This window comes from Psychroflexus sp. S27 (assembly GCF_002810405.1).
Lineage (GTDB): Bacteria > Bacteroidota > Bacteroidia > Flavobacteriales > Flavobacteriaceae > Psychroflexus > Psychroflexus halocasei_A.
The window spans coordinates 278,762-302,613 of the sequence record NZ_NEXQ01000019.1 but is presented as its reverse complement, the minus strand read 5'-3'; the positions used below and the strand labels follow the sequence as shown (position 1 = coordinate 302,613).

The 23,852-nt window shown below is 33.2% G+C and carries 17 protein-coding genes and 1 other RNA gene; 13 read left to right on the top strand and 5 right to left on the bottom strand.

Annotated features, from left to right (window positions below):
* Positions 1-6 precede the first annotated feature (6 nt).
* Positions 7-1,326: a tRNA lysidine(34) synthetase TilS gene (gene tilS / locus CAP47_RS04095; protein ID WP_100775495.1), complete on the bottom strand. Its 1,320-nt coding sequence runs from the start codon at positions 1,324-1,326 to the stop codon at positions 7-9.
* A 257-nt stretch (positions 1,327-1,583) separates the two neighbouring features.
* On the opposite strand from tilS, the gene CAP47_RS04090 reads away from it, so the two are divergent.
* On the top strand, positions 1,584-2,273 hold the full coding sequence (locus CAP47_RS04090) for a DUF2490 domain-containing protein (RefSeq protein ID WP_100775494.1): 690 nt from the start codon (positions 1,584-1,586) through the stop codon (positions 2,271-2,273).
* Here the strand turns inward: CAP47_RS04090 and recG are convergent.
* Positions 2,268-4,373, bottom strand: coding sequence for an ATP-dependent DNA helicase RecG (recG, locus tag CAP47_RS04085; protein ID WP_100775493.1), 2,106 nt, complete (start codon positions 4,371-4,373; stop codon positions 2,268-2,270). The two genes, CAP47_RS04090 and recG, sit on opposite strands and share 6 nt — an antisense overlap.
* A gap of 121 nt (positions 4,374-4,494) precedes the next feature.
* Between recG and CAP47_RS04080 the strand changes: the two genes are divergently transcribed.
* From CAP47_RS04080 to CAP47_RS04050, 7 genes are all read left to right on the top strand, one after another.
* Entirely contained in the window at positions 4,495-4,950 is a 456-nt protein-coding gene (locus CAP47_RS04080; RefSeq protein WP_093240104.1) for a MarR family winged helix-turn-helix transcriptional regulator, read from the top strand.
* A 3-nt stretch (positions 4,951-4,953) separates the two neighbouring features.
* Positions 4,954-7,359, top strand: a complete 2,406-nt coding sequence (locus tag CAP47_RS04075) for a 3-hydroxyacyl-CoA dehydrogenase/enoyl-CoA hydratase family protein (RefSeq protein ID WP_100775492.1) — start codon at positions 4,954-4,956, stop codon at positions 7,357-7,359.
* 37 nt (positions 7,360-7,396) lie between these two features.
* Complete coding sequence (locus tag CAP47_RS04070; protein ID WP_100775491.1) at positions 7,397-7,747, top strand: four helix bundle protein; 351 nt, start codon at positions 7,397-7,399, stop codon at positions 7,745-7,747.
* 30 nt (positions 7,748-7,777) lie between these two features.
* Positions 7,778-8,971, top strand: coding sequence for an acetyl-CoA C-acyltransferase (locus CAP47_RS04065; protein WP_100775490.1), 1,194 nt, complete (start codon positions 7,778-7,780; stop codon positions 8,969-8,971).
* 231 nt (positions 8,972-9,202) lie between these two features.
* Positions 9,203-11,002 carry an acyl-CoA dehydrogenase family protein gene (locus tag CAP47_RS04060; RefSeq protein WP_100775489.1) on the top strand — a complete coding sequence of 600 codons (1,800 nt, stop codon included), beginning with the start codon at positions 9,203-9,205 and terminating at the stop codon, positions 11,000-11,002.
* Positions 11,003-11,175: 173 nt separating this feature from the next.
* Positions 11,176-11,985, top strand: coding sequence for a hypothetical protein (locus CAP47_RS04055; protein WP_100775488.1), 810 nt, complete (start codon positions 11,176-11,178; stop codon positions 11,983-11,985).
* A gap of 119 nt (positions 11,986-12,104) precedes the next feature.
* Positions 12,105-13,298: an LETM1-related biofilm-associated protein gene (locus CAP47_RS04050; RefSeq protein ID WP_100775487.1), complete on the top strand. Its 1,194-nt coding sequence runs from the start codon at positions 12,105-12,107 to the stop codon at positions 13,296-13,298.
* Here the strand turns inward: CAP47_RS04050 and CAP47_RS04045 are convergent.
* Both CAP47_RS04045 and CAP47_RS04040 read right to left on the bottom strand, forming a co-directional pair.
* On the bottom strand, positions 13,295-14,851 hold the full coding sequence (locus CAP47_RS04045; protein WP_100775486.1) for a hypothetical protein: 1,557 nt from the start codon (positions 14,849-14,851) through the stop codon (positions 13,295-13,297). The genes CAP47_RS04050 and CAP47_RS04045 overlap by 4 nt on opposite strands.
* A gap of 7 nt (positions 14,852-14,858) precedes the next feature.
* The gene (locus CAP47_RS04040) at positions 14,859-15,896 is read right to left on the bottom strand and encodes a glutaminyl-peptide cyclotransferase (RefSeq protein ID WP_100775485.1); all 1,038 of its coding nucleotides are present in this window, start codon (positions 15,894-15,896) and stop codon (positions 14,859-14,861) included.
* Positions 15,897-15,986: 90 nt separating this feature from the next.
* On the opposite strand from CAP47_RS04040, the gene ffs reads away from it, so the two are divergent.
* From ffs to CAP47_RS04015, 5 genes are all read left to right on the top strand, one after another.
* Positions 15,987-16,085, top strand: an RNA gene (gene ffs / locus CAP47_RS04035) — signal recognition particle sRNA small type.
* Positions 16,086-16,158: 73 nt separating this feature from the next.
* On the top strand, positions 16,159-16,965 hold the full coding sequence (locus tag CAP47_RS04030; RefSeq protein WP_100775484.1) for an SDR family oxidoreductase: 807 nt from the start codon (positions 16,159-16,161) through the stop codon (positions 16,963-16,965).
* Positions 16,966-16,977: 12 nt separating this feature from the next.
* Entirely contained in the window at positions 16,978-17,634 is a 657-nt protein-coding gene (fsa, locus tag CAP47_RS04025; protein ID WP_100775483.1) for a fructose-6-phosphate aldolase, read from the top strand.
* A gap of 118 nt (positions 17,635-17,752) precedes the next feature.
* Entirely contained in the window at positions 17,753-17,956 is a 204-nt protein-coding gene (locus tag CAP47_RS04020; RefSeq protein ID WP_100775482.1) for a hypothetical protein, read from the top strand.
* A 417-nt stretch (positions 17,957-18,373) separates the two neighbouring features.
* Complete coding sequence (locus CAP47_RS04015) at positions 18,374-22,735, top strand: GEVED domain-containing protein (RefSeq protein ID WP_100775481.1); 4,362 nt, start codon at positions 18,374-18,376, stop codon at positions 22,733-22,735.
* Positions 22,736-22,810: 75 nt separating this feature from the next.
* On the opposite strand, the gene CAP47_RS04010 is transcribed toward CAP47_RS04015, so the two are convergent.
* Complete coding sequence (locus tag CAP47_RS04010) at positions 22,811-23,827, bottom strand: threonine aldolase family protein (RefSeq protein ID WP_100775480.1); 1,017 nt, start codon at positions 23,825-23,827, stop codon at positions 22,811-22,813.
* Positions 23,828-23,852 lie beyond the last annotated feature (25 nt).

Sequence of the window (23,852 nt, the reverse complement as noted above, 5' to 3'; positions counted from 1 at the left end):
TTCGCCTTAAGGCTTTACTAAAACTACTTTTATGCATTTTTGATCTGTATTTAACACTTTATAATTTTCATCTATTTGATGACCAACTACCCAAATAATATTTGATTGATCAGTCAATACCCATTGTTCTTTTCTATCTAAAACAGAAACTTTTTTATCTTTCAAATAATCCCAAACTCTCTTTCGAGATGTCATTCCAAGTGGTGAAAATTTATCATCACTTTTAGTTTTTCTTAGAAAAAGTGGAAAATTAAGTTTTTTAGGATTAATAAGCGCATGCTCTGGATTGTTTTTTAAGTTAAAATCTGCTTTTTCAAACAAAATCTGACCTGCTTCAAAGCTGACTTTATCCGTTAAATTATCAAGTTGATAAGATTTATTAATTTCAGACATTTTATTTAACTTTTTGCAGCTTAAAAACTCTCCGTCTCTCATCAGAAGATGTGTTTGACTTTTTTTGAATTTTCCAGTTTCTGCAGAAAGTAAATCGACTATATCATCCCAAGCTTTAAAACCTTTATCTTTTAATAAATGAAATAAAATTGTTTTCTTGTTTGTATAAGTTTCTAATTTTTTAATTGAAATCTTGAGCTTTTGTCCATCTTCAATACAAACCTCAGTTTTTATTTGAGAAATGTAATCGTTTAATAGGTTTTGGTCTGCTTTTAAATGATCAAAGATTTTTAAGAAAGACGCATATAATTGAGGCGTTTGTTTTTCCAAAATAGGTGTTACCTCATGCCGAATTGCATTTCTAACGTATTTTGTTGAAGCATTCGTGATATCTTCTTTCCATTTTAATTCATTCTTATTGGCATAATCTTCAATTTGCGCTCGTGAGAAAACCAATAGAGGCCTTAAGATTTTATCATTTTTATTTGGTATTCCTGTCAGCCCAGCTAATCCAGTTCCGCGAAATAAATTAATCATGAAAGTTTCTATGGAATCGTTAAGGTGATGCGCTGTGATGAGATAATCATACTTGGTATTTTTCAACAATTCTTTAAACCAAGTGTAACGCAATTCCCTTGCTGCTTCTTGAATAGAAAGTTTTTCTTTTTCAGCAAAAGCATGTGTATCAAAAGTTTTATTAAAAAAATTGATACCATTTTGAAGTGCATAATCTTTGACAAATGCTTCATCCTTATCAGCTTCAATTTCTCTAAGCTGAAAATTGCAATGTGCCAAAGCAAAATCTAAATGACTTTTTAAACATAAATCTGTCAAAACCATACTATCCACGCCTCCACTACAAGCAATCAAAAAAGAAGATTTTTTTAATTCCGAAAATTGATCAGATAGATGTTGTTGAAATTCTGAGAGCATGAATTGAAGATAAATAATCTTGCAATTATAAGTAAAATTTCCTGATAGAATTCTTAAAAAAGATACAAGAGTCGTCAAGCATTAGCTCAAAATTGATTTATTTTGCAGCATTGAATTAAGCAAGATTTAAAGTATTTTATTTTTGACAATTATAGTTAAATGAAAAAGTGTTTTCATCTCATTTATATCAATTAGAATCTTAAATTGCTTGCTTTTTGTAAAACTAAAATTAAATGCATCTTTTGTAATTATTTTTTATGAATTCAGTAAATCTCATCAAGTATTTTATAATCCTTACTGCTTTTTTCGCTTTAAGTCATTCTCAAATGCAAGCACAACAGAGATTTTCAATAGGTGTAATTCCTGAATTTAATTTAGATTATAAATTATCTGAACGTGTTTTCGTCAAACATGGCTTTGAGTTACAAGAAATTTTCTATAATAAAGAAGATGATTCTAAACTTCAATTTAATAAACTTGATATTCAAAATATTTTAGGTTTCATCACTTCTGAAAAATCTTCGGTTGGTGTAGGTTATCTATTCAGAGTTAAAGAAGGTCATCGCTATTACCATAGAACGACACAACAGTTTTCCTTTAAAAAAACAATTGCTAGCTTACCTATAAGTCATCGTTTACGAACGGATCAAACTTTTTCTGATGAAAAACCAAAGTTTAGATTCAGGTATCGTGTCAAAACTGTTTTCAAATTTAAAGAAGAAGCCCTGGCTGCTGGTGACAAATATCTCGCGGCATCTCTTGAAACACTTTATATCAGAGAGTCTCAATCTGATGATTTTGAAAATAGAGTTTATTTAGGCTTAGGTTTTTTGATTAATTCAAAAAGTGATTTTGAAATCGGATTAGATTGGCGAACTGATGATTATCTCGTTTCAGGTTTTAGAAACCGATTATGGCTGACAGCAAGCTACTCATACCATTTATGATATGTAATTCCAGATTGTTTTTCCTTTAGTCAGTTGATTGTAAGTTGAAATTAAAACTTGATGCTCCGGATGTTCAAAACCAGGATCGTTTTTAACAATATGTTGTGCATAACTCCTCGCCGTTTTTAATAATTGATTATCCTTAACTAAATCAGCGATTTTCAAATCTAAAACACCGCTTTGTTGCGTCCCCATTAAATCTCCTGGACCTCGTAGTTTTAAATCGATTTCTGATAGTTTAAACCCATCATTGGTTTGCGTCATCGCTTGCATTCTAGTTCTGGCATCTTCTCCAAGTTTTTTACCTGTCATTAATATACAATAACTTTGCTCTGCTCCTCGCCCTACGCGCCCACGCAATTGATGTAGTTGTGATAAACCAAATCGCTCTGCACTTTCGATAATCATGACACTTGCATTTGGGACGTTGACGCCAACTTCTATCACGGTTGTTGCTACCATAATATGTGTTTTCCCTTCGGCAAAACGTTGCATTTCATAGGCTTTATCTTCAGGTTTCATTTGTCCATGCAAAATAGAAGTTTGGTATTTTGGCATCGGGAAATCTCGCGCGATGCTTTCATAACCATCCATCAAATCTTTATAATCGAAATTTGAAGACTCTTCAATGAGCGGATAAACGATATAAACTTGTCTGCCTTTATCAATTTCATCACGGATAAACTGAAAAACACTCAGTCGATGACTATCAAACCTATGAACAGTTTTAATAGGTTTTCGACCTGGTGGTAATTCATCAATGACTGAAATATCAAGATCTCCGTACAAACTCATTGCTAAAGTTCGCGGAATTGGTGTTGCTGTCATCACCAAAACATGTGGTGGCAAATCATTTTTTTTCCATAATTTTGCACGTTGTTTAACACCAAATCTGTGTTGCTCATCAATAATAGCAAGACCTAAATTTTTAAACTGAACTTTATCTTCGATTAACGCATGCGTTCCGATAAGTAGATGCAATTCACCACTCATTAAATCTTCATGAATTTTTCTTCTCTCCTTCGTTTTTGAAGAACCTGTGAGAACGGCAACATTTAAATCTAAAGATTTGCACAATTCTGAAATACCTTCATAATGTTGTTGTGCAAGAATTTCAGTTGGTGCCATCAAGCAAGCTTGAAAGCCATTATCAATGGCCATGAGCATACTCATAAAACCGACAATCGTTTTACCAGATCCTACATCGCCTTGTAATAAACGATTCATTTGGGCATTGCTTCCCACATCTTTTCTAATTTCTCGCAACACTCGTTTTTGAGCGTTAGTCAATTCAAAGCTTAATCCGTTTTTATAAAACTCATTAAAGTATGTCCCGACTTTTGAAAAAGTGTAACCTTTAATTTTCTTCTGGTTGACAATCTTTTGTCTGAGTAATCTAAGTTGTACAAAAAAGAATTCTTCAAACTTAAACCTAAATTGCGCTTTCGCTAAATGATCTAGACTTTGTGGGAAATGAATATGTTTCATCGCCTCTGCTCTATTCATCAGTTTCAAATCTTCACAAATCGATTTGGGCAAATTTTCAACGAAAACTGATTTTGAGGTTGATAATAATTGATAAATCGATTTCATCAAAAGTGTGTTTGAGACACCTTTTCTAACAAGTTTATCTGATGAAGGATAAACAGGTTGCAATGGAATTCGTCCTTTATTCTTATGTGTTTCAAGAAGTTCAATTTCAGGATGGGCAATGCTGAATTGTCCATTAAAATAATTCAGTTTTCCGAAAACGACATACGGTACATTTGTTTTTAGTTTATCAAGAATCCATTTATATGAGCGAAACCAAACCAATTCAATATGTCCGGTTTCATCTTCAAAATCGGCAACTAAACGTTTTCCCTTTTTCTGCTTCACATAACGAATACCTGTAATTTTTCCAATAATCTGAACTTCAACTGAAGCCTCTCTTAACTCAGAAATTTTTCTGTAAGATGATTTGTCTATGTATCTATTCGGAAAAATATTTAGAAGATCCTGAAACACAAAAACATCAAATTCCTTTTTAAGAACTTCAGCTTTTTGAGGTCCAATCCCTTTTAGATATTCGATAGGTGTTTGCAGTTTTGGTGCATTCATGCGACGAAGATAAAACTTATTCAGAATTTTATGAAGAAAAGAAAAAAGAGCTCATAAATTTTTCAATTTATTATGCGTGCATAGTAAATTTTTATTACATTTGGAGGACTATAAAATAAAAATGAGAGACAAAACAATAGATTACATATTAAAATCAACTTGGATTGCCGTGACTAAAATGTATAATGAAGAGGCTGCCAAAAAAGGAAGCACGATGTCAACAGGCTTTGCTTTGTTAAGCATTGACCCTGAAAAAGGCACGCCATCAACTGCTTTAGGTCCAAAAATGGGTGTTGAGTCAACGAGTTTGTCAAGAACTTTAAAAAACATGCAAGACAAAGGTTTGATCACACGTACTAAAAATCCCAAAGATGGAAGAAGTGTTTTGATACATCTGACAGATTTTGGCCTTGATATGCGTGACTTCTCCAAAGAGGTTGTGTTAGGTTTTGATCAAGCAGTAAAGGAAAATATTCCTCAGGAAAAATTAGATACTTTTTTAGAAGTGGCTGAGAAAATCCAAGACATGATTACAGAAAAATCGATTTACAAAAATAAAGTTTATAAAAACGCATAATCAATGAAGAGAAGAATCAAAAAAGTAGCTGTTGTTGGTTCAGGAATTATGGGTAGCGCAATTGCTTGTCACTTCGCCAATATTGGTGTGGAAGTTATTTTGCTAGACATCGTCCCGAATGAACTCAGCGAAAAAGAAAAGAAACAAGGTAAAAGTTTAGAAGATAAGTCTGTGAGAAATAGAATTGTTGATGATGCTTTAAAAACATCTCTCAAGTCTAATCCTTCTCCTATTTATCATCAAGATTTTGCTAAAAGAATTACAACTGGTAATTTAGAAGACGACATCAAAAAAGTAAAAGATGTCGATTGGATTATTGAAGTCGTTGTTGAACGTCTTGATATCAAGCAGCAAGTTTTTGAAAAACTTGAAAAACATAGAACGCCAGGCACTTTGATTTCTTCAAACACTTCTGGTATTCCTATTAAATTTATGACAAAAGACAGAAGTGATGATTTCAAGAAACACTTCTGCGGAACGCACTTCTTTAATCCACCGAGATACCTTAAACTCCTAGAGATCATTCCTGGCCCTGAGACTTCTGAAGAAGTTTTAGAATTTTTAAACAATTACGGTGAGAAATTCTTAGGTAAAACGACTGTTGTAGCTAAAGATACGCCAGCATTTATCGGAAACAGAATCGGTATTTTCAGCATCATGAGTCTTTTCCATATGGTTAAAGAAATGGATATGACAATTGAAGAAGTTGACAAATTGACTGGTCCAGTGATCGGTAGACCAAAATCTGCAACCTTCAGAACTGTTGATGTTGTTGGTTTAGATACTTTGGTTCATGTTGCTAATGGTCTTTATGACAATGTACCAAAAGATGAACGACATGATTTATTTAAGCTTCCAAATTTCATCGAAAAAATGATGGATAATAAATGGTTAGGAAGCAAAACTGGTCAAGGCTTTTATAAAAAAGTTAAGAAAGAAGATGGCTCAAGCGAAATCAAATCTCTTGATTTAAATACACTTGAGTATCGTGAAAAGAAACGTGCAAAATTCGATGTATTAGACAAAACAAAATCAGTTGATGTTGTCGCAGATCGTTTTCCGATATTAATAGAAGGTAAAGATAAAGCTGGAGAGTTCTACCGTAAGAATTTTGCAGCTTTATTTGCTTATGTACAACACCGTATTCCTGAAATTACAGATACATTATACAAAATTGATGATGCGATGAAAGCTGGATTTGGTTGGAAACACGGTCCTTTCCAAATTTGGGATGCCGTTGGTCTTGACAAAGGAATCGAGCTGATGAAAGCTGAAGGCTACGAAATTGCAGAATGGATTGAAGAACTCAGCAAAAGTGAACACAATTCATTTTACAGCATTAAAGATGGTCAAACATTGTATTATGATATCGATCAAAAATCTTTCGCAAAAATTCCTGGCCAAGATGATTTTATCATTTTAGACAATATCCGTACAAGCAATGAAGTCTTTAGTAATAAAGATTTAGTCGCAACAGATTTAGGTGATGGCATATTAAATATTGAGTTCAGAAGCAAAATGAACTCAATTGGTGGCGATGTTCTTAATGGTATTAACACATCCATGGATATTGCTGAACGTGATTTTGATGGTGTTGTTATTTCAAATACGGGTGATAATTTTTCAGTTGGTGCTAACATCGGTATGATTTTCATGTTTGCCGTTGAGCAAGAATATGAGGAGTTACATGGTGCGATTAAATATTACCAAGACACGATGATGCGTATGCGTTACTCATCAATTCCTGTTGTTGCTGCCCCACATCAAATGGCTTTAGGTGGCGGATGTGAAATTTCTATGCATGCTGATAAAATTGTCGCTCACGCAGAAACTTACATCGGTTTAGTTGAGTTTGGCGTTGGTGTTATTCCTGGCGGAGGCGGATCTAAAGAAATGGCTCGCCGTGCAGCAATGACTTACCAAAAAGATGATGTTGAATTGAATCGTTTACGAGAAAACTTCCTAACTATCGGGATGGCTAAAGTCGCTAAATCAGCACACGAGGCTTATGATTTAAATATTTTAGAACGCGGAAAAGATATTATCGTTGTCAGTCGTGATCGTCAACTCGCTATAGCAAAGCAACATGCTTTAATGATGGCAGAAAATGGCTATACACAACCTGTTAAAACTAATAATATTAAAGTATTAGGAAGACAAGCTTTAGGTGCATTCTTAGTTGGAACAGATCAGATGAAAGCAGGAAGATACATCAGCGAACACGATCAGAAAATCGCTAACAAACTTGCTTATGTGATGTCTGGTGGAGATTTAACGAGTCCACAATATGTATCAGAGCAATACTTACTCGATTTAGAACGAGAAGCATTCTTATCATTATGTGGTGAAAGAAAAACATTAGAGCGTTTACAACACATGATAAAGAAAGGGAAACCATTAAGAAATTAGAAATTTTGAATTCTAAATTTAAAATGATTTAAAAAAAATGAGTAAAAAGGATAATTTAATTGTAATCAAAACTTTTGAGTTTGCTTTAAAAGTCATCGAGCTTTATAAACAATTGTTATCCGAAAATGAATACATTATTTCTAAGCAGTTATTAAAATCTGGGACAAGTATTGGTGCAAATATTGAAGAAGCTATTGCTGCTCAATCTAGAAAAGATTTTGTGAGTAAAATGTCAATAGCTTCAAAAGAAGCACGCGAAACTGACTATTGGTTGAGATTATTAAAAGAATCTAATTTAACTCAAATTTCAGTTGAAGCTTTGATTAAAGACATAAATGACATTATCAATATTTTGTCTAAAATAATTATAACAACTAAAATGCGATAATTCAGCATTTAAAATTCAAATTTTAAAATTATGAAACAGACGGCCTATATAGTAAAAGGATATCGAACAGCAGTTGGCAAGGCGCCAAAAGGTGTTTTCAGGTTTAAAAGACCTGATGATTTGGCTGCAGAAACCATCAATTATATGATGGAGCAATTGCCAGAATTCGATAAAAATAGAATCGACGACGTCATTGTCGGAAACGCAATGCCAGAAGCAGAACAAGGTTTGAATGTCGGGCGTTTAATCTCTCTAATGGGGTTAGAAACAGAAGCCGTTCCTGGTGTAACTGTTAATAGATATTGTGCTTCTGGTTTGGAAACCATCGCCATGGCAACTGCAAAAATACAAAGCGGAATGGCTGATTGTATTATAGCCGGTGGTACAGAAAGTATGAGTTATATTCCCATGGGAGGTTACAAACCAGTTCCAAATTACAAAACTGCAAAAGCAGGAAACGAAAGTTATTACTGGGGAATGGGTTTAACAGCAGAAGCTGTCGCTAAGGAATACAATGTCTCTAAAGAAGACCAGAATGAATTTGCTTACAACTCACACCAAAAAGCGATTAAAGCTCAAAAAGAAGATCGTTTTCAAGATCAAATCGCTCCAATTGAAGTAGATGATATTTTTGTCGATGAGAATAACAAAAAACAATCTAAAAAATACACTGTCAATAAAGATCAAGGACCGCGTGCAGACACTTCAATTGAAGTTTTAAATAAACTCAGACCTGTTTTTGCAGAAAAAGGAAGCGTGACAGCAGGAAATTCTTCACAAATGAGTGATGGTGCTGCTTTTGTCATGGTGATGAGCGAAGAGATGGTGAAAGAATTAAATCTCGAACCCATTGCAAGACTGGTCAGTTACGCAGCTGTTGGTGTTGAACCTCGTATTATGGGAATCGGACCTGTGAAAGCGATTCCAAAAGCCTTAAAACAAGCAGGTTTAAAGCTTGACGATATCAGCTTAATTGAATTAAATGAAGCCTTTGCTTCACAATCTTTAGCTGTGAAAAGAGAACTCGGCATCAATCAAGATATTCTGAATGTCAATGGAGGTGCAATAGCTATGGGACACCCGCTCGGTTGTACAGGTGCTAAATTATCTGTTCAGATTTTTGACGAGATGAGAAAACGTCAACTTAATGACAAATATGCAATGGTGACAATGTGTGTTGGGACTGGACAAGGTGCTGCAGGTGTTTATGAATTTTTAAAATAAAATGAGAGTAGTGATTAGTGATATGGTGAATGGTGAATGGTGAATGGTGAATGGTGAATGGTGAATATAAATTATTCATGATTATCAAAGTAATCAAATACAAAGAATGTTATTTATTCAATCCAAATCAATGACTTAAACAACTGAATACCTATTACTAGATACTCAATACTGACTATTAAATACTATCAACTAAATACTAGATTACTGAATACTAAAACAAAAATAAAAATGGAAGCAAAAGATGATATGATTCGCGGCGGACAATTCATTGTCACCGAAACTAAAGCTGAAGATGTCTTCACACCAGAAGATTTTTCAGATGAACAAAAAATGATGCGCGACTCTGTAAAAGAGTTCGTTGATAGAGAAATATGGCCTAAAAAAGAAGAATTCGAAAAGAAAAACTACGACTTAACCGAAGAAATTATGCGTAAAGCTGGTGAGCTCGGATTTTTAGGCGTCGCCGTTCCTGAAGAATATGACGGTTTAGGAATGGATTTCGTTTCAACGATGTTGGTTTGTGATTATATTTCTGGAGCAACTGGCTCTATTGCGACAGCTTTTGGTGCACATACAGGAATTGGAACTTTACCGATTACATTATACGGAACTGAGGAGCAAAAGAAAAAATATATTCCAAAACTGGCAACTGGCGAATGGTTTGGTGCTTATTGTTTAACTGAACCTGATGCGGGATCTGACGCAAATTCAGGAAAAACAAAAGCTGTTTTAACTGAAGATGGAAAACATTACAAGATTTCTGGTCAAAAGATGTGGATTTCTAACGCTGGTTTCTGTGATCTCTTTATTGTTTTTGCACGTATTGAAGACGACAAAAACATCACCGGATTTATCATAGAAAAAGATCTGGATAACGGAATTTCTTTAGGAGAAGAAGAAAAAAAACTCGGTATTCACTCCTCTTCAACACGTCAAGTTTTCTTTAGTGAAACAAAAGTTCCTGTTGACAATATTTTAGGTGAAAGAAATGGTGGTTTTAAAATCGCAATGAATGCTTTAAACGTTGGCCGTATCAAATTAGCTGCTGCATGCTTAGATGCCCAACGCCGTGTGATTGATTCTGCTGTTAAATATGCAAATGATCGTGTACAATTCAATACACCTATTGCAAAATTTGGAGCCATTCGTTCGAAATTAGCTGAAATGGCTACTGGCGTTTACACGGATGAAGCTGCTTCTTACAGAGCTGCAAAAAATATTGAAGATAGAATTCATCTAAGAAAAGAAGCTGGAAATTCTCCTCAAGAAGCTGAATTAAAAGGTGTTGAGGAATTTGCGATTGAATGCTCCATCTTAAAAGTTGCAGTTTCAGAAGATGCTCAAGATTGTACTGATGAAGGAATCCAAATTTACGGAGGAATGGGCTTCTCTGCTGATACACCAATGGAATCAGCTTGGAGAGATGCGCGTATTTCTCGTATTTATGAAGGAACAAATGAAATTAATAGAATGCTTTCAGTTGGTATGCTTATGAAAAAAGCAATGAAAGGCCACATTGATTTTATGGGACCAGCACAAGCTGTTGCGGATGAGTTAACAGGAATACCTTCATTTGACACACCTGATTATTCTGAATTACTTTCAGAAGAAAAAGCGATGCTTCAGAAGTTGAAAAAAATCTTTTTGATGGTGGCTGGTAGTGCCGCTCAAAAGTTTGGTGCTGAACTAGAAGATCATCAACAATTATTACTGGCTTCATCAGATATTTTAATCGAAATTTACATGGCTGAGTCTGCGCTTTTAAGAGCTGAAAAAAATGCCAAGAAAGAAGGTGAAGATGCTCAGAAAGTTCAAATCGCAATGGCTAAATTAAGACTTTACCAAGCTGTTGAGAAAATTAATCTCAAAGCAAAAGAAGGTATTATTTCATTTGCTGAAGGTGATGAACAAAAAATGATGCTCATGGGCTTGAAAAGATTTACAAAATATGACAACTACCCAAACATTGTTGAATTAAGAAATATAATCGCTGATAAAGTGACTGAAGATAACACTTATAACTTCTAAAATATTTTATCAAATTATTGAAAAAGCTGCAAATTAAGATTTGCGGCTTTTTTGTTTCAGTTAAATCAAGCTTCAAATAAGAAATCTTACTAAAATAAGTGTTAATAAATCAAAAAATGAGTTGAGTTGGTTTTTGTGATTTGTAATTTTAATCAAACAATAAAACTAAAATCATGAAAATTAAAGTTATTGCAAGTTTTCTTATACTTTCAGTGATGACATTATCTTGTCAAAAGAACACTGAAAAAAAAGAGAAAAAATCGGAAAAAAAGGAAATGAAAAAAACTGATGAAGTCAAAGAAATCAGCATCACTCCTTTTAATGCTTCTGATGAATTTTCAGATGCGAGCTTAAAACTGAAAGGCGAACAGGAAATAGATTTAAAAGAAGGTGAATCAACTTTCAAGTTTGATGTTGAGAATTATGAATTAGGCACACAAACCGAAATTGATAATATGCCTCAAATTGCCAATTCAGATAAAGGACAACATATCCATGTTATTATTGATAACGAACCATATTCTGCACATTACGCAAATGATGTGACTAAAAAATTCGATCAAGGTGAACATGTGATGTTAGCTTTTTTATCTAGATCTTATCACGAATCTGTCAAAAATGAAAATTCATTTTTAGTCAGAAAATTAAAAGTTGGCGAACCAAATGACAATCAGAAAATGGATGTTGACTTTGAAGCTGAGCATTTGTTTTATAGCAGACCTAAAGGAACTTATGAAGGCGAAGACACTAATAAAGTTTTATTAGATTTCTTTTTGGTTAACACAGATTTATCTGATGATGGAAATAAAGTTTTGGCTAGAATTAATGGCCAAGAATTTGAAATTGACAAATGGCAACCTTATTTAATTGAAGGTATGCCAATGGGTAAAAATACTATTGAACTTCAATTAGTTGATGAAAATGATAATCCTGTTGAAGGGCCTTTCAATACAGTGAAAAGAGAAATTACACTGAAAAAATAAATACTTTTTGAAATTTTTATAACTGAGGCTGTTTTTAAAACCATAAGATGAATTCAAAATCTTGTGACTTTCTAAACAGCCTCTTTTTTATTACTTTTACACGCAAATGAAAAGAAAACATGAGTGTAAATCCTTCCGCAAATGCTTGGGTCATTAAGCTTCTAAATATTTTAGAAAATCAAAATATAGATGCTGAAAAATTATATCCCTTATTAAGGGAAAATGGATTTATTTATGGCACCAATTTAAATGAAATATATACTTCTACTCCACATAAACTCAATTACACTCAGGAAGAATTAGCAAAGCTTAATCTATTATCCGCTTTGTTTTATGTCTATCAAATCGAATTTCCAAATCGAGATCTTTCAGACTTTCAGGATAAATTAATTTCTTTTTACGGACAAATTCAAATTGAGAAGAAACACAAATTCTTTGAATGGCCTAGTTTCAAATCAAAACCTGATGTTCAAATTGAAAAATTGATGCATCAACGCATCAAAGCAAAGACAAATTTATTGGAGAAAAACTTTAGCAATATTGTAACCAACACCCTTTTAAATATAGATGTTGAGTGTTTTAGAGTTTTTTGTCAAGGCAATCATAAAATTATTGAATTTGCTTCTCAGTTAGAAACCGCATTAATAAATGTTATCAGTATAGGTTTACACAAAAAATCTAATAAAAGTAATTACGAAGAATTGCTTATTAAGTTACTTGAAAGCTCACTGCGCTATCAGGATACACAAATTGAGAATTTTGAGAATATCAATTTGATCAATTTCGATCAGTTTAAAAATAAATCAACTAAACTTTATATTCTGGATGCTGCTGCAATGAGCATTTTTAGTGATGAAATTGTTGATGATAATGAACGCCAATTCATTCATGAATTGGGTCAACTTCTTAAACTTTCATCAGATGAAATTCATGAAAGCATCAAAAGTATATCGAGTTTTGTAAGAGAGAATTACGATAAAATTCCTTATTTCAATAATGCGAATCCTATCAAAAATTTTTATGATAAAACGTATAGAAGTACTTCCCTATTAATTATTAGAAATAAAAATCGATTGATAAAAGAGATTTCGCAAAGCAAAGAACTCTTGATTTTACTTAAAAAATCAACTCACACTGACTTAAGTCATGATGAAAAGAAAATTGTTAAGCGACAATTGATGGATATTTTTAAAAGCATTCCTTCTCTTGCTATTTTTGCAATTCCAGGCGGAAGCGTTCTTCTACCGATCATTATTAAATTGATACCTACTCTACTACCTTCGGCTTTTAATGAAAATTTAGAAGAGAATTAATCTTCCTCAAAAAGAATACTTTGATAAGCTCCCATATCAGGATTAGAAGTTCTATTAACTCCTAAAAGATCAAGTGGAACTTGATTAGCGGTCACTGGATTAGCAGTTCCATTTGCTGAAGACTCATCACTGATAATAAGTTCATTATCAAATGGTTTTTTGAATTCTGGATTCTCATTTAAAATCAAATTTTGATAAATAGATGAGTCTGAAAAATCATAAATCGCTTCATCTGCATATTTATTGCTGTAATCATTAAATCTGATCAACGAATGATCAAAATTAACGTCAAAATTTGCTTGATCAGAAATTGAATAGAGGAGTTCAATATTTTCATTTCCGTAAATGATACAATTTGAAAAATCAGCTTTTAAATCAGCTACAAAAATTTGATCTTGTGTTTCAAGTTTGTTTTCAATCAAAACACTCGGAAATTCTCTGTAACTATTCTGCCAATAATTGGCAAAAGTCGAATGCTTAAAATCGTAAATTCCACCTAATGACAAATTTAAAGAGGCTTGACCTGAGTTATTAATCACGAGATTTTCTGCAACAACATGACCAGTTCTTGCCAATAATCCAACATTAGATGAATTGTAAATCTGTGTATTTTTAATTTGTAAAGTCGGATTGGCTGTCCCATCATTTGAATCCATCAAAAGACCAACACTTGCATTTTTGATAGTCACATGCTCAAACTTATGATTAGTACTGCCTTGTGTTAACCAAATTGAGTTCCACTGGCCTGGCACATCTGAATATTCTGGTTCAAGACGATCAGACTCAAAAATAATTTCGTTTTCTAATAATTCAGCATCACTGCTATAATCGCCAATGGCGTGAATTGAAGCTTGATTTGCAGCTATTAAACCACTATTATCATGAAAGTGCAATCGTGCGCCTGGCTGAATTTCTAAAGTTTTTTGAGGTGGAATTCCTGCAAAGCCATATATCACATAAGGTTTTTCGTCAGTCATTGTAAGTGCGTTATCTTCAAGGTAAAATCCATCAATACGGATTTCTTCGCCATCAGCGTCTAAACCTAATAAAAGTGTTTCTGTTGTTCCATCAGGATAACGTTCTGGAAATAAAAATACTGCATCTTTAATAAGACTGACCAGTTGCACTTCTTGTTGAGATGAAGCATGATCAAAAATTAATTTATCTGTGTATAAAAACTCAAGATCATTTTGACTTAAGTTTTTGATATCTGCGGTGACTTCAACAAAAACGAAGATGCTGTCATTTGCTAAAATTTCAACATCATTCAACATTTTTCCAGAGCGTCCGTTGACATTTAAACGAAAGTAAGAATTATCGCCTTTCTCCAAATTCACTTGCGGAATACTGATGTCTTTATCCGATTGATTGTAAACTTTCATTTGATAAGTGCTCGACCCAATATTTGAAAAAATGGTATCGAGATAAAGCGTATCTTTTGAAAATCTTAAATGATCTGACGTACTTATTGTCGTGCTAAAATCTTCACGACAAGAGCTCACGCTAACAATTAAGAAAAAAACAGCTATAATTCCTATAAGATTTTTTAGCATGATTGATTTATTTTTTAATCAGTTCAATTTCAAAAAGCTTATCCCAGTTTTTACCTGTTACATAAAACTTTTCTGTTTTTGGGTTGTAAGCGATTCCGTTTAAAACGTCTAATTCAGGATGCTTTTTGACTTTAGATTTAAGCCCTCTCAAATCAATTAAACCTTCAACCGCACCAGTTTTTGGGTCAAAAATAACAACGCCATCTTTTAAATAAGTATTGGCATAAATTTTTCCATCAACATATTCCAATTCATTTAAGCCTTTTAATAATGTTGTATTTGTGACAGCTTGGAAGTAATCAACTTCTTCTAAAGTTTCAGGATTTAATCGCCAGATTTTATCTGATCCATCAGTTTTATAGAGCCATTCGCCATCATAAGAAAGCCCCCAACCTTCTTTACTTTTATTGTATTTAAATTTTCCAATACGCTCAAATTTATTAGCGTCGTAAATCAGTCCTTCTTCTGATTGATAGGTGAGCATGATAATTCTGTCATCAACAAAAGTAATGCCTTCACCAAAGTAATAATCTTCTAAATTGATTTGCTCGTAAACTTCACCGGTTTTATAATCTACTTTTCTCAAGCTTGAATGTCCTCGTCTCCCTGTACTTTCATATAAAGTATCTCTATAAAACTCTAAACCTTGTGTATAAGCTTTAATGTCATGAGGAAATGTATTGGTAATCTTGTATGTATAAAAATCAGGTTTTTTGTCATTATGAATAATCACATTCTGCTGAAGTTCTATTTTTTCACCATCCACATTAATATCAGCATAAACGGTATGCGATCCTAACTTTGCACCCTTCAATTGAAGATTTACTTCTGTGTTTGCATCTGCATTAACTTCTTGATCTAAAAAACGAATCATTATTGAATTAATCTGATGTTCCTTAGGGTTGAGAACCTTTAATTTTAAGTCTTGGCTTGTGTTCAACTCCTTTTCATTGAGAAGAGAAATTTTAAAATCTGTTTTTTTTGGTGTTGAGCAAGCATAAAGTGTCATCACTAAGAGAATGACTATCAATTTATTAGGAAACATGGGCAATTCTTCTTAAAAAAGTTTTTGCTAAAATAGGAATTTTAAAGTAAAACTCGCTTGTTAAATTTAAATTAGATTGTATATTTGCAGCGGCAAGTCCTACACAACCAGCTCCTGTTGAATCCTCCAGGGCGGGAACGCAGCAAAGGTAAATGGTCGTAGCGGTGTGATGTAGGTAGCTTGCCATTTTTTATTCCCTTTATTTTCCTCTGACTCATTTTTTTCTTAACCCAATTTATCGGATATTTGCGTAAAAATAATCATGGCGCAAGAAATTGTTTTTATCACTGGAGCTTCATCTGGCATAGGCCGATCTATAGGTGAATTTCTCGCGCAAAAAAACTACAAAGTTTACGGCACAAGTCGTAACCCGAAACAAGATTTTAAAAACGGAATACACTTTCTCGCTCTTGATATTACTTCAACTGAAAGTATTGAAAAAGCGACTCAAGAATTGATTAATCGCGAAGGAAAAATCGATATCTTAATCAATAATGCTGGCGTCGGAATTACAGGTCCTGTTGAAGAAATTCCTGATGAACAAACAATAAATGTATTTCAAACAAATTATTTTGGCCCAGTTCAACTCATCAATCGTGTGTTGCCTTTTATGCGAAAAGCAAACAAAGGTTTGATAATTAACATTACTTCAATTGCAGGTTATATGGGCTTACCTTTTCGCGGACATTATTCTGCTAGTAAAGGTGCCTTACAAACAATTACTGAAGCTTATCGTTTAGAGCTAAGGCATACATCGATTAAATTAACAACGATTGCACCAGGAGATTTTGCAACGAATATTGCAGCTGGTCGCTATCATGCACCGGTTAAAGAAGACTCAGCTTACAAAGAAAATTACGAACGCTCATTAAACTTGATGGATGAACATGTTGATAATGGAATGAATCCGCAAGAAATGGCAGAAAAAGTCTATCAAGTTATTCAGAAAAAAGAACCAAAAGTGCATTATAAAGTTGGTGACTTTCTTCAAAAGATATCACCAAAACTTAAAGGTCTTTTATCAGATAAATTTTACGAAAGAATATTAGCAAATCATTATAAACTTTAAAAACACAACAAAATGAAATTTTTCATAGACACAGCAAATCTTGACCAGATTAAAGAAGCACAAGATTTAGGAATCTTAGATGGTGTAACAACAAACCCATCATTAATGGCGAAAGAAGGCATTACTGGAGACCAAAGCATTATTGATCATTATAAAAAAATATGTGATATTGTTGATGGCGACGTCAGTGCTGAAGTTATATCAACAGACTTTGAAGGGATGATTAAAGAAGGTGAAGCTTTAGCTGCCTTAAATGATCAAATTGTCGTTAAAGTTCCGATGATCAAAGAAGGAATTAAAGCAATTAAATACTTTTCAGACAAAGGCATCAAAACTAACTGTACATTGGTCTTTTCAGTTGGTCAAGCAATTTTAGCTGCAAAAGCTGGTGCAACTTATGTTTCTCCATTTATTGGCCGTTTAGATGATATTTCAACTGATGGATTAAACCTTATAGAAGAAATCCGTTTGGTTTATGATAACTATATGTTTGACACTGAAATTTTAGCAGCATCTGTAAGGCACACAATGCATATCGTTGATTGTGCTAAAGTTGGTGCCGATGTGATGACAGGTCCTCTTTCTTCAATTGAAGGCTTATTAAAACATCCTTTAACAGATATTGGTTTAGAAAAGTTTTTAGCTGACCATAATAAATCAAATTCTTAAAACAACACTTATAACAAAATTATTTTAATTTAAAAAAGAGGCTTATTGGCCTCTTTTTAAATTAATTACGAAAAACTATCTTTTTTTTTATATTTTTGTTTAAAATCAATTTTATATTATGAAAATAAAATTACTCTTTCTCATCTTAAGCTTTTTCTCACTTCAAGCTTTACAAGCTCAATGTGCAGGAGAACCAGTGTCGCCAGAAACAAGTGTCCAAATATCAGGTAACTCAAATTCAAGTGTAGAAGTAACTTGGACAAATAGCTCAGATGCCAATAACTATTTGTTAGTTGTAAGAAAAAACAACCCAGTTAACTGAGCTCCTATTGATGGTATTAGCTACTTCAACGATACGGCTTCAGGAAATTTCGAAAATGCAATTGATCAAGGTGATGGTAATAAAGTTTTATTTGTAGGTTCAGGTAACTCGACAATTATAACCAATTTACTGACTAACGATCCTTATTATTTTCAAGTTTTTGTTTTTTGTGATACATCTTGGAATTATAATACTGACACTGGCACAAATAATGACGGAACCCAAACTTTTACTATTGATCCCGAGTATTGTCCACCTTCCGCAACAGTCGAATCCGAAAACTTAATCACTAATATCAGTTTAAATGGCTTTTCTCAGTCAACTTCCGTTACAAGTAACGGTCATGCAAACTATGCAGGTGATAATAACCCAGCTATTGAATTATACCAGAGTAAAACCTATACACTTAACCTTGATGTGGAAGCGGCGAACGACTCAATAGCAAATTTCAAAGTTTGGATAGATTGGGATAAAGATGGTGACTTCAACTTTACTGATGAAATGTACGATTTAGGAACAACTCAGCCTAATCAAACTGAAGCTAAAAGTATTGACATTACAGTGCCTTCTGATAACAGACTTGGCATTTTAAGAATGAGAGTGCACGGTGTATCAGCAACTGACGCTGTTTTTGATCCTTGTACTGTAGAAAAAGGAGAGTTTGAAGATTATAATCTCAATATCAACGATAGATATACTTCTGATATTTTAGCTCCTATTGTACAAACCCAAGCCATGACGGTAAAACCAGATACAGTCTCAACAATTGCAAATCAATTTGAAGTTTTTAAATTTAATATCGTAGATGCCGGACTTAGTGATTCACTTCCTACAAAAATTACTCAAATCAGATTGCAAGCAGGACCTTTAAATACAGCAAATTGGAACACACATATTGCTGATGTAATTTTTAACGACGGAACAGTTGACCTTGCTGGTGTAGCTACAATTAATAATAATGAAATTATATTTGATTTAAGCTCTCCTCTAGAAATAGCCCATGGTACTAATCAAGATATTGCAACAAAAATATTTTTAAAACAAGGAGGTATTGTTGATGGCAACGTTATCCAATTTGAAATACCCGAAAATCCACAATTTGTAGTTAGCGCTGATAATTCTAACGGATTCTTAGATCCTCTACCAAACGGAAAAATTAAAGGTAACCCGATAAATATTGATGTTCAAATTAATCAGATTGATTTTGTAACACAACCAACAGACACAAATGTTGATGAAGTGATGCTGCCACAGGTTGAAGTTGCAGGTGTTGATAATGATGGTAATATTGATACTGATTTTAATGCTGACATTAGTGTAACATCTACAGGTACAATGACAGATGAACCATTGCAAGATAGCATTTCAAATGGTGTTGCAGTTTTGGACAATATCGTCCATACCATAACAGGAACTGATTTTTATCTTACAGCTAGTGAGAGTACATCAACATACCCAGATGTCGATTCTGAACTTTTTGACATTATCAACCTTACTGCTGATGCTAAAATAATTGAACCTGTTGCAGGAAGCAACTCTACACAAACTCCAAGCTCAGTTATAATTGCTGGTGAAACATTAACTGCAAATGATGCTAAAGAAGTATTTAAGTTTAGAGTGCAAGATGAAGGCTTTGATAGTGCAGATACAAAAATCACTCAAGTGAAATTTACGGCTGCACAAACTAACACAGTTGATGATTGGACTAACTACATTGATGGTGTATTAATAACCGACGGGAATACAACTTTTACACCAACAACAACTAATATTACAGATAGTGTAATTACATTAGCATTCAGTACTCCAATTTATGTTACGGAAGGAACTACCAAAGATTTTGATGCTGAGATATATTTAAAATCTACACCTACAATTGTTGAAGGTGAAAAAATTAGTTTAGAGATTATCGCTAACAGTCATGGTTTTGAGACTGATCCTTCAGGTTCTAATTTTCAAACTACCTTTACTAAAGACATTACAGGTAATGAACATACTATAGATGTAGTGGCAACAAAGTTTATTTTTAGCGAACAACCATCAGACACTCACGTCAATGTTGACATGTCTCCTGCTGTTGAAGTCTATTTAGTTGATGCTAATGATAACCTAGATTCTGATAATAATACGATTGTCACAATTTCATCAACAGGTACTTTATTAGGAACAACGGTTTCTGATAATGCTATTAATGGTATTGCACAATTTTCAAACCTTATCCACACTCAATCTGGTGCTGGTTTAAATTTAATAGCTACAAATGGAAGTTTTACACCTGTTAACTCCGACACTTTTGACATTTTACAACCAGCAGACGAAATTATTGCGATACAAGATTTTGACGATACTACTCCCGAATGGATTATAACAAGTATAGATGAAGCGACAAATAATACTTGGGGAACTCAATATTATAGCACTATTAATGTTTCAGACATGTCTCCATTAGAAAACACTGAATTTGGAGAAAATATTTTTGGTATCAATAACTATGAAGCTACGACGAATAGTAATAACAACATAATAGAATTAGCATCAGTTGATATTTCTAATTATACTGATGTCACATTTTCAATCGATTTTGCATATCTTAACTTAGAAGATGCGGATAAATTCAATATCACTTTGACATATAATGATAATAATACTGAAACTTTCGATTTCTTAGGAACTTCTGCTGATGACAATTCAGGAACATTCACCTTCAATATTGATGATTCTAAAACAAGTGTAAGTGCCACCATTGAAGTCTTGAATAACAATGCAGATGAATATATCGGAATTGATAATATTAGATTAGAAAGCAAAAAGGTCTCAGTGGATTATGTTTATGAAAATAATGCTTGGTCTCCTGAAACTCCTGATGGAAATTCTACAATTGAAGACAACATTATTGTTAAAGCTGGAAGTGAAAACTGGCCAGAATTGCTTTCAACGAATTTTGTAAATTCAGTTGAAATTGAACCTACTGCAGAACTAACAGTATCTAGTGAATTAGTTATTGGCGGAGATTTCATTGTAAATGGTAATTTAAATAGCAACACAAATAGTACATACTTTTTTGTAGGAACAGCATTGCAAACTTTTGGAGGAGACAATGATTTAATCGATATCCAAAACTTAGAATCTAACTCTGTTGGTGGATTAAATTTAACTTCAAATTTCAATTTATACGAAAACTTAACTATTGGAAACGGTGATATTAATTTAGTTAATAACAAAACATTAACTATAAAAAGTTCAAGCGCCAAAACAGCAACAATAGGTAGAATAGCTGAAGGCTCTAAACTTAAAGGAAATGTATTAATTGAAAGATTTATACCAAAATCTAACAGAGCATTTAGATATATTTCATCTTCTATCACAACAAACGGAAGCATAAGAGACAACTTCCAAGAAGGTGTTAACAATACGGGAACTAATGATGCAGACAACATTAACCCAAACCCTGGTTACGGAACACATATTACAGGAAGCCAATCAGGAAGTGATGGATTTGATGCAACATTAACTGGAAACCCATCAATGTTTGTATGGACAGCGCAAAATACTTGGACGGGTATCAATAACACAAATAGCAGTAATCTAATTGCAGGTAAACCTTATTCATTAATGGTAAGAGGTGATCGTTCTACAACCTTAAACTCTAACGATGCTATTGGACCTGCAACGACCTTAAGAATGAGTGGTCAAGGAGAAAATTTAGTTTATGGAACATCAAGCGTTTCACAAAGCACATTACCTAACGTAGGAGATTCTTTTGCTTTTATTGGTAATAAATATCAAGCTCAAGTTGATATGAAACAAATGGTTAGTGAATCTACAGATTTACAACAAAGTGTATATATTTATGACCCTTCATTAAACAGCCAAGGTGGTTATGTTACTGTTGATTTAACGACTCCTAACGGAACCTCAACACCATCAACAGCGCAAAATAAATATTTACAGCCAAATCAATCTTTTTTCATTAAAACTGTGCAATCTGCTTCAGTAAGTCCTTCTATTCAATTTAAAGAAGTTTATAAGACAAACTCACCACAAAACATTAGAGTTTTTAGTCAAGATGAAGATTCTGTCAAAGAGATTTTGTTAAGTCTTTATAAAGAAATTGATGAAGAATTTGTTTTATCTGACGGCTTAAGAGTACAGTTTGATCAGAATTATACGGCTGAAGTTAACGATCAAGATGTTCAGAAATTTTGGAATAGAGGTGAAAATATTTCAACTCATGTTGATGGAGTAAATTATTTAACCATTGATAGAAGACAAACTGCTGATGAAAATACTGAAGTACAACTTTTTTCACACAATTTTGAAACAGCAAGTTATGAGTTCAAAATCAATGTTTCGAATATGGAGAATGCTTTCCTTTATGATGCATATTTAGATGAAACACATCAGTTAGATCTTGGTGAGAATATTATCAATTTCGATGTTGAATCTTCAAATCCATCATCAATAGCTTCTGATCGTTTCAAATTTGTATTTGAGAACGAAACGTTTTCTAACCCAGTTTTTGGTGACGAAGTGGATTTAAGCATCTACCCTAACCCAAATGCTAAAGAAGATCTTAAGATTAGATCAACTCAGTTAAATGGCGAAGAAGTTAATATTAACGTTTATGATAACTTTGGTAGAATGATCATTAGTAAAAAAGCAAGTTTTGAAAATCAAGTTATGACTTTAGACTTTACGCAGCAATTGAATGCAGGTCTTTATCATCTTGAAATTTCAAATGATAACTTTAAAACAAACAAAAAACTCATTATAGAGTAAATTTGTTTTGATTTATAATCAAAAAATCCCTGAAACTTTATAAGTCTCAGGGATTTTTATTTTTAGTAAAAGGGTTTATTTTTTTAAAACTTCAAGTACCTTTTGATGATCCCCTTCAGAATAATCTAGATGCGTAACGATCCTCATCTTCCCCTCTCCCATTGTACTAATTCTTATTTTATTGTTTTCTAAATAACTTAAAAATTCAGCTGCTTTGATGACACTTTCATTCAAATAAAAAATAACAATATTAGTCTCTGTTTTTTCAACTTTAGAAACATAGTTTTCAGTTTTTAAAACATTTGAAATTTCCTTAGCGCGACGATGATCATCAACCATGCGATCAACATGATGATGTAAAGCATAATAAGCTGCTGAAGCTGCAAAACCAACTTGACGCATGCCTCCGCCTAGAACTTTTCGCACTCGCATTGCATTCTGCATCACTTCTTTTTTACCTAAAAGAATAGTTCCCATTGGTGCACCTAATCCTTTTGAAAGACAAATAGAAATTGTATCGAATAAGGCTCCAAATTCTTTAGGATCGTGATTGTTTGCAACAATGGCATTAAACAATCGCGCACCATCTAAATGTAATTTTAAATCATTTTCATCACAAACTTTTTTAATAGCTTTAATCTCGTCAAGATGGTAACAAGCACCACCTCCTTTATTTGTTGTATTTTCTAAACAAACCAAAGTTGACATTGGACTATGATAAAAGTCTGGTGGGTTAATAGCTTTTTGCACTTGGTCGGCTGTAATTTTACCGCGATCTCCATCTATTAATTTACATGAAACACCACTATTAAAAGCAACACCTCCACCTTCATAATTGTAAACATGTGCCCATTTATCACAAATCAATTGCTCGCTTGGATTTGTCAATAGTTTAATTGCAGCCTGATTTGCCATTGTTCCTGTTGGAAAATAAAGCGCTGCATCCATCCCAAATAAATTAGCCATATATTCTTCTAGCTGATTCACGCTTGGGTCTTCTTTATAAACATCATCTCCAACTTCAGCTTCCATCATATATTTCAGCATATCAGGAGTCGGTTTTGTCACTGTATCACTTCTTAAATCAATCATTGTTTTTTATTTCAAAATAAAGATA